This window comes from Streptomyces thermospinosisporus, assembly GCF_039526425.1.
Taxonomy (GTDB): domain Bacteria; phylum Actinomycetota; class Actinomycetes; order Streptomycetales; family Streptomycetaceae; genus Streptomyces; species Streptomyces thermocarboxydovorans.
In genome coordinates this window covers 24,001-31,298 of sequence record NZ_BAAAIZ010000132.1, presented here as the reverse complement: position 1 = coordinate 31,298, position 7,298 = coordinate 24,001, and the positions used below count along the sequence as shown (strand labels likewise).

At 70.1% G+C, this 7,298-nt stretch carries 7 protein-coding genes; 1 reads left to right on the top strand and 6 read right to left on the bottom strand.

Annotated elements, in window-relative coordinates; translation table 11 throughout:
- Positions 1–237 precede the first annotated feature (237 nt).
- From ABD207_RS31160 to thyX, 3 genes are all read right to left on the bottom strand, one after another.
- Positions 238–1,923, bottom strand: coding sequence for a ribonuclease J (locus ABD207_RS31160; protein ID WP_344016669.1), 1,686 nt, complete (start codon positions 1,921–1,923; stop codon positions 238–240).
- A 155-nt stretch (positions 1,924–2,078) separates the two neighbouring features.
- Positions 2,079–2,978 carry a 4-hydroxy-tetrahydrodipicolinate synthase gene (dapA, locus tag ABD207_RS31155; RefSeq protein WP_344006359.1) on the bottom strand — a complete coding sequence of 300 codons (900 nt, stop codon included), beginning with the start codon at positions 2,976–2,978 and terminating at the stop codon, positions 2,079–2,081.
- Positions 2,979–3,196: 218 nt separating this feature from the next.
- A complete protein-coding gene (gene thyX / locus ABD207_RS31150; protein ID WP_344016668.1) occupies positions 3,197–3,931 on the bottom strand; it encodes an FAD-dependent thymidylate synthase in 735 nt (244 codons plus the stop codon).
- 148 nt (positions 3,932–4,079) lie between these two features.
- On the opposite strand from thyX, the gene ABD207_RS31145 reads away from it, so the two are divergent.
- Positions 4,080–4,631, top strand: coding sequence for a hypothetical protein (locus tag ABD207_RS31145; RefSeq protein ID WP_344016667.1), 552 nt, complete (start codon positions 4,080–4,082; stop codon positions 4,629–4,631).
- Positions 4,632–4,699: 68 nt separating this feature from the next.
- On the opposite strand, the gene ABD207_RS31140 is transcribed toward ABD207_RS31145, so the two are convergent.
- From ABD207_RS31140 to ABD207_RS31130, 3 genes are all read right to left on the bottom strand, one after another.
- Positions 4,700–5,149, bottom strand: coding sequence for a hypothetical protein (locus ABD207_RS31140; RefSeq protein WP_344016666.1), 450 nt, complete (start codon positions 5,147–5,149; stop codon positions 4,700–4,702).
- Positions 5,150–5,163: 14 nt separating this feature from the next.
- Positions 5,164–5,916, bottom strand: a complete 753-nt coding sequence (gene dapB, locus ABD207_RS31135; protein ID WP_344016665.1) for a 4-hydroxy-tetrahydrodipicolinate reductase — start codon at positions 5,914–5,916, stop codon at positions 5,164–5,166.
- A 50-nt stretch (positions 5,917–5,966) separates the two neighbouring features.
- Positions 5,967–7,298 (bottom strand): M16 family metallopeptidase (locus tag ABD207_RS31130; protein WP_344016664.1); only part of this gene is annotated, 1,332 nt, incomplete at its 5' end.

Below are 7,298 nucleotides of genomic sequence, written 5' to 3'. Positions count from 1 at the left end.
CGGTGCCTTTCCGGGTTCCGCTTGCGCGTTTCCCTTTCCGGCGCACCCGACTTTATCAGAGATTCTGAGCCGGATTTCCCTCCCCCTCCGGGCGGTTGTCTCCGGCGCACGAGGTGGCCGGGTGCCCGATCGGGAGGAGTTGTAAACGTACTGGAGCGGGGCGGCTCGATGCAAATCGAGCCGCCCCGCTCCCAGTTCGCGCCCTGCCCTGCGGTCCGACGGACCGTCAGCTCGGGCTCAGACCTCCACCACGACGGGCAGGATCATCGGGCGGCGCCGGTAGGTGTCGGAGACCCACTTGCCCAGCGTGCGGCGGACGAGCTGCTGCATCTGGTGCGGTTCGACGACCCCGTCCTGGGCGGAGCGCTCCAGGGACTCGGTGATCTTCGGAATCACCTCACCGAAGGCCGAGTCGTCGATGCCGGAGCCGCGGGCCTGGATGTGCGGACCGCCGGTGATCTTGCCGGTCGAGGAGTCGAGGACGACGAAGACCGAGATGATGCCCTCGTCGCCGAGGATCTTGCGGTCCTTCAGGGCCGGCTCGCCGACGTCGCCGACGGAGAGGCCGTCGACGTAGACGTAGCCCGCCTGGACCTTGCCGGAGATCTTGGCCTTGCCCTCGATCAGGTCGACGGCGACGCCGTCCTCGGCGATGACGATGCGGTCGTGGGGGACGCCGGTCAGCGCGCCCAGTTCCGCGTTGGCGCGCAGGTGCCGCCATTCGCCGTGGACCGGCATCAGGTTGCGCGGGCGGCAGATGTTGTAGAAGTACAGCAGCTCGCCCGCGGAGGCGTGGCCCGAGACGTGGACCTTGGCGTTGCCCTTGTGGACGACGTTGGCGCCCCAGCGGGTGAGGCCGTTGATCACGCGGTAGACCGCGTTCTCGTTGCCCGGGATCAGGGAGGACGCCAGGATCACGGTGTCGCCCTCGACGATCCGGATCTGGTGGTCGCGGTTGGCCATGCGGGACAGGGCGGCCATGGGCTCGCCCTGGGAGCCGGTGCAGACCAGGACCACCTCGTGGTCGGGCAGGTCGTCCAGGGTCTTGACGTCCACCACCAGGCCCGGCGGGACCTTCAGATAGCCGAGGTCACGGGCGATGCCCATGTTGCGGACCATGGAGCGGCCGACGAAGGCGACCCGGCGGCCGTACTCGTGGGCGGCGTCCAGGATCTGCTGGATGCGGTGGACGTGGCTGGCGAAGCTGGCCACGATGATCCGCTTGCGGGCGCCGGCGAACACCTGGCGGAGCACAGCGGAGATGTCGCGCTCGTGCGGGGTGAAGCCGGGGACCTCGGCGTTGGTGGAGTCGGAGAGGAGGAGGTCGATGCCCTCCTCGCTCAGCCGCGCGAACGCGTGTAGATCCGTGAGGCGGTTGTCCAGCGGCAGCTGGTCCATCTTGAAGTCGCCGGTGTGCACGACCATGCCCGCGGGGGTGCGCACGGCGACGGCGAGCGCGTCCGGGATGGAGTGGTTGACCGCGATGAACTCGCAGTCGAAGGGGCCGATGCGCTCGCGGTGTCCCTCCGCCACCTCGAGGGTGTAGGGGCGGATGCGGTGCTCCTGGAGCTTGGCCTCGATCAGGGCGAGGGTCAGCTTGGAGCCGATCAGCGGGATGTCCGGCTTCTCACGCAGCAGGAACGGGACGCCGCCGATGTGGTCCTCGTGGCCGTGGGTGAGGACGATGCCCTCGATGTCGTCGAGACGGTCCCGGATGGACGAGAAGTCCGGCAGGATCAGGTCGATTCCGGGCTGCTCCTCCTCGGGGAAGAGCACTCCGCAGTCGACGATCAGCAGGCGGCCGCCGTACTCGAAGACCGTCATGTTCCGGCCGATCTCGCCCAGGCCGCCGAGTGGGGTGACACGCAGTGCGCCGTCGGCCAGCGGCGGGGGCGGGCCGAGTTCAGGATGCGGATGACTCAAAAGACTCTCCTCAACCACGCGCGCCACGTACCGGTGGGGCACGTGGCGCGCGTGACGTTCGTGCAGAAGCAGTTGTCGTATGGGGTGCGGGCACCGGTGGCCCGCCTATTCAGTTGTGGAGTCAGGTGCGCGGGCGGTCGCGCGAAGTCTGTTGTTTAAAGCTGTACCCCGCCGGCGGCAAGATCGATCTTGAGCTGCTCGATCTCCTCGGGGGTGCACTCGGCCATGGGGGGACGCAGGGGTCCGGCGGGCAGGCCCTTCAGGGCGAGGGCCGCCTTGGTGGTCATCACGCCCTGGGTGCGGAACATGCCCGTGTAGACCGGGAGCAGCTTCTGGTGGATCTCGGTGGCCTTCTGGACGTCGCCGGAGGTGTACGCCTCGACCAGGGCGCGCAGCTCGGCGGTGACCAGGTGGCCGACGACGGAGACGAAGCCGACCGCGCCCACGGAGAGCAGGGGCAGGTTGAGCATGTCGTCGCCGGAGTACCAGGCGAGGCCGGAGCGGGCGATGGCCCAGCTGGCGCGGCCGAGGTCGCCCTTGGCGTCCTTGTTGGCGACGATCCTCGGGTGCTCGGCGAGCCGGACGATCGTCTCGGTGTTGATCGGGACACCGCTGCGGCCGGGGATGTCGTAGAGCATGACGGGCAGCCCGGTGGCGTCGGCGATGGCCGTGAAGTGCCGGTACAGGCCCTCCTGCGGGGGCTTGTTGTAGTACGGCGTGACGACCAGCAGGCCGTGGGCGCCGGTGCGCTCGGCGGTGCGGGCCAGCTCGATGCTGTGGTGGGTGTCGTTGGTGCCGACTCCGGCCACCACGTGGGCGCGGTCGCCGACGGCCTCCAGTACCGCCCGTACGAGATCCCTTTTCTCCGCGTCGCTGGTGGTGGGGGACTCGCCGGTGGTGCCGTTGATGATCAGGCCGTCGTTGCCTGCGTCCACCAGGTGGGTGGCGAGCCGCTGTGCGCCGTCGAGGTCGAGTGCGCCGTCCGCCGTGAAGGGCGTGACCATGGCGGTGAGGACCCGCCCGAAGGGGGTCTGCGGAGTGGAGGTCGGAGCCATGGGTAACACGCTACTCGTTGCTCAGGACCGGGTCTGCCCTCGGGGCGGGCGACAAGGTGGTGCATATGGGGAGCCCGGTACTGCCTGCTCGGGGGTTCAGGCAGTACCGGGTCCGTTTGATCAGGCTAGGAAACTTCGCTATGTGCCGCAATACGGACACTTCGCGGGCTGATCCGTACATGTGTGCCGGTGTGGGGAACGTCGCCCGGCCACCCGGGTTACGGGGCGACGCGTCCGTTGGCGTTGAAGGCGGCGTAGGTGAGCGGCATGAGCCGGGCCCACTCGGCCTCCATCTTCTCGCCGACCATCTCGATCTCCCGCTGCGGGAAGGACGGCACCTTGGCCAGCTCGTGCTGGGTGCGCAGGCCGAGGAAGTGCATCAGCGAGCGGGCGTTGCAGGTGGCGTACATGGTGGAGTACAGGCCGACGGGAAGCACCGAGCGGGCGACCTCACGGGCGATGCCGGCGGCGAGCATCTCCTGGTAGGTGCGGTAGGCCTGGCGGTACGACTCCTCCATGGACTCGGTGACCAGCCGGTGCTGCTCGAGGGTGCCCTCGACGAAGCGGTACTTGCCGGGCCGGCCCTCCTGGACCAGTTTGCGGGAGCTGTCGGGGACGTAGAAGACCGGCTGGAGCTCCCGGTAGCGGCCCGACTCCTCGTTGTACGACCAGCCGACCCGGTGCCGCATGAACTCGCGGAAGACGAAGATCGGGGCGCTGATGAAGAAGGTCATCGAGTTGTGCTCGAACGGGCTGCCGTGCCGGTCCCGCATCAGGTAGTTGATCAGGCCCTTGGAGCGCTCCGGGTCCTTCTGCAGCTCGTCCAGGGACTGCTCCCCGATCGTGGACACACGGGCCGCGAACAGTACGTCGGAGTCCGCCGCGCTGTGTTTGACCAGCTCGACGGTGACGTCGCTACGGAACTCGATCTTGAAGTCTGCGTCGGGGTTCACGGTGTGAGGGGCCTTCCCGTCTGGTCCTGTGCGCCGTCACTTTACCCACGGAAGGGCCATGGTCCGGGCGGTGGCTGCTGGTGAGCGAGGAAACGTATCGGTAGCCTCACCGGGCACAGCAATCACATGGATCTAGTGAGGACCCGCCGTGCCCCTGCCCTTTCTGACGGCCGACCGCGAGCTCGACACCGCGGACGATGTCCCGCTGCCCTACGAGGACCGCGACCGCTGGCGGCGCCCGTACCGTCCGGGCCCCTGGCGGGTGGGGACGGCGGCGCTGTTGCTGCTGCTCGCCTCGTTCGTGCTGTTCTCCGCGGTGATCATCGCGGCGACGGCGTCGGTGTCGTCGGCCGGGGTGGTCTTCGGGCTGGCGCTGGTCGTCATCGCCGGTGCGCTGCGGCTGCTGCGGATGGGCGTGTGGGTGAGCGCCCGGGGCCTGCGGCAGGTGCTGTTCTTCACCACGCGCACGGTGCCGTGGGAGCAGGTCGGCTCGGTGCGCACGGTGCAGCAGCCGGTGCGGCTGCTGGGGCTGCCCCGGATGGTGCAGGGGCAGGCGCTGCTGCTCGCGCGGCGCGGGCAGGCGGAGGCGGTGCCGCCGCTGCTGACCACGCACAACGCCGACTTCCTGGGGCGTGACCTCGCCTTCGACCGGGCGGCCGACTCGGTGGAGGCGTGGGCGGAGGAGTACCGCCGGGTGTGAGGAGCAGCCCGGTGCGCGGCGCCATCCCTCACTGCGTGGCGCCGTGGCTCACTGCGTGGCGCCGTGGCTCACTGGGAGGCGCTGTGCCGGTGCAGGGCGATGGCGCGCTGCATGGCCTTGCGGGCGCGCGGGGTGTCGCGGGCGTCGTGGTAGGCGACGGCGAGCCGGAACCAGCTGCGCCAGTCGTCGGGGGCGGCCTCGGTCTCGGCCTTGCGGCGGGCGAAGACCTCGTCGGCCGAGTCGCGGTCGATGCGCCCGCTGGGCAGGCGCTTCAGCTCGTCGACGGGCAGCCCGCCCTCGGCCTCGAGCTGGGCGGCGAGGCGGTTGGCCTGGCGGACGAACTGGGTGTTCTTCCACAGGAACCACACCCCGATCACCGGCAGGATGAGGACCGCGATGCCGAAGGCGACGGTGACGGGCGTGCCGGCCTCGATGAGGAGCACGCCCCGGCTGCCGACCAGGACGAAGTAGACGACCAGGACGGCAGCCGTGAGGGCGTAGGAGATCTTGGCGCGCATGGCGGGGACGGGGCTCAGTTCAGGTCGAGGAAGTGCTCCAGGCCGAAGGTCAGGCCCGGGGTGCTGATCACGCGGCGGACGCCGAGCAGGATGCCCGGCATGAAGCTGCTGTGGTGCAGGGAGTCGTGGCGGATGGTGAGGGTCTCGCCCTCGCCGCCGAGCAGGACCTCCTGGTGGGCCAGCAGGCCGCGCAGGCGGACCGCGTGCACCGGGACGCCGTCCACGTCGGCGCCGCGGGCCCCGTCCAGGGCGGTGACCGTGGCGTCCGGGGCGGGCGCGGAGCCGGCGGCGCGGCGGGCCTCGGCGATGAGCTGGGCGGTGCGGGTGGCGGTGCCGGAGGGGGCGTCGGCCTTGTTCGGGTGGTGCAGCTCGACGACCTCGACGGACTCGAACAGCGGGGCGGCGATCTGCGCGAACTTCATGGTCAGGACGGCGCCGATGGAGAAGTTGGGCGCGATCAGCACGCCCGTCTCAGGGGACCGCTCCAGCCAGCCCTTGAGCTGGGCGAGGCGCTCGTCGGTCCAGCCGGTGGTGCCGACGACCGCGTGGATGTTGTGCCGCACGCAGAAGTCGAGGTTGCCCATGACCGAGGCGGGCGTGGTCAGCTCCACGGCGACCTGGGCGCCGGACTCGACGAGCGTCTCCAGCTTGTCGCCCCGGCCGAGGGCGGCGACCAGTTCCATGTCCTCGGCGGCCTCGATCGCCTTGACCGCCTCGGATCCGATCCGGCCCTTGGCACCGAGGACCGCCACGCGCAGCTTGCTCATCTGTGTTGCTTCCTTACCGGAGGGGATTGCCGAGGGATTGCCGGGGTGGGTCAGGCGACGGCTTCGTGCAGGCGGGCGGCCTGCTTGTCCTTCAGCGGGCCGATGACCGACAGCGAGGGCCGCCGTCCCAGGATGTCGCGGGCGACCGAGCGCACGTCGTCCGGGGTGACCGACGCTATCCGGTCCAGCATGTCGTCGACCGACATCTGCTCGCCCCAGCACAGCTCGCTCTTTCCGATGCGGTTCATCAGCGCGCCGGTGTCCTCCAGGCCGAGGACGGTGGAGCCCTGGAGCTGGCCGATGGCGCGCTCGATCTCGTCGTCCGCCAGTCCGTGCTCGGCGACCTGGTCGAGTTCGTCGCGGCAGATCTTCAGCACGTCGTGCACCTGGGAGGGCCTGCAGCCGGCGTACACGCCGAACAGGCCGCAGTCGGCGAAGCCGGAGGTGTAGGAGTACACGCTGTAGGCGAGGCCGCGCTTCTCCCGGACCTCCTGGAAGAGGCGGGAGGACATGCCGCCGCCGAGGGCGGTGTTCAGCACGCCGAGGGCCCAGCGGCGCTCGTCGGTGCGGGCCAGGCCGGGCATGCCGAGCACGATGTGCGCCTGCTCGGTGCTGCGGTCGACCACCTCGACGCGTCCTGCGGTGCGCAGGGCACGGGTGCCGCCGCGCGGGGCGATGGGCCGGGCGTCGGGGTCCTTGAGGGCGCCCGCCTTCTCGAAGGCGGCGCGGACCTGGCGTACGACCTTGTTGTGGTCGATGTTGCCGGCGCAGGCGACGACCAGGTGGGTGGGGTCGTAGTGCTTCTTGTAGAAGCGGCGGATGCGTTCGGCGGTGAGGGCGTTGACCGTCTCGACGGTGCCGAGGACGGGGCGGCCGAGGGGGTTGTCGCCGAACATGGTGTGCGCGAACAAGTCGTGCACGCAGTCGCCCGGGTCGTCCTCGGTCATGGCGATCTCTTCGAGGATGGCGCCGCGCTCGACGTCCACGTCCTCCTGGCGGATCAGCGAGCCGGTGAGCATGTCGCACACCACGTCGATGGCGAGCGGCAGGTCGCTGTCGAGCACGCGTGCGTAGTAGCACGTGTACTCCTTGGCGGTGAACGCGTTCATCTCGCCGCCGACCGCGTCCAGGGCGGAGGAGATCTCCAGGGCGGAGCGGCGTGCGGTGCCCTTGAAGAGCAGGTGCTCCAGGTAGTGGGTGGCGCCGTTCAGCGCGGGGGTCTCGTCGCGGGAGCCGACGTGGGCCCAGATGCCGAAGGTGGCGGAGCGGACGGTGGGCTGGGTCTCGGTGACGATGCGCAGGCCGCCGGGGAGGGTGGTCTTGCGGACCGTGCCGATGCCGTTCTCGCCCTTGATGAGCGTTTGGGTACGGGCGACGGCCCG

Excerpts from the sequence above, each read along its gene's own strand:
- dapA (WP_344006359.1), bottom strand. The coding sequence starts at position 2,978 with ATGGCTCCGACCTCCACTCCGCAGACCCCCTTCGGGCGGGTCCTCACC.
- dapB (WP_344016665.1), bottom strand. The coding sequence starts at position 5,916 with ATGAGCAAGCTGCGCGTGGCGGTCCTCGGTGCCAAGGGCCGGATCGGA.
- ABD207_RS31140 (WP_344016666.1), bottom strand. The coding sequence starts at position 5,149 with ATGCGCGCCAAGATCTCCTACGCCCTCACGGCTGCCGTCCTGGTCGTC.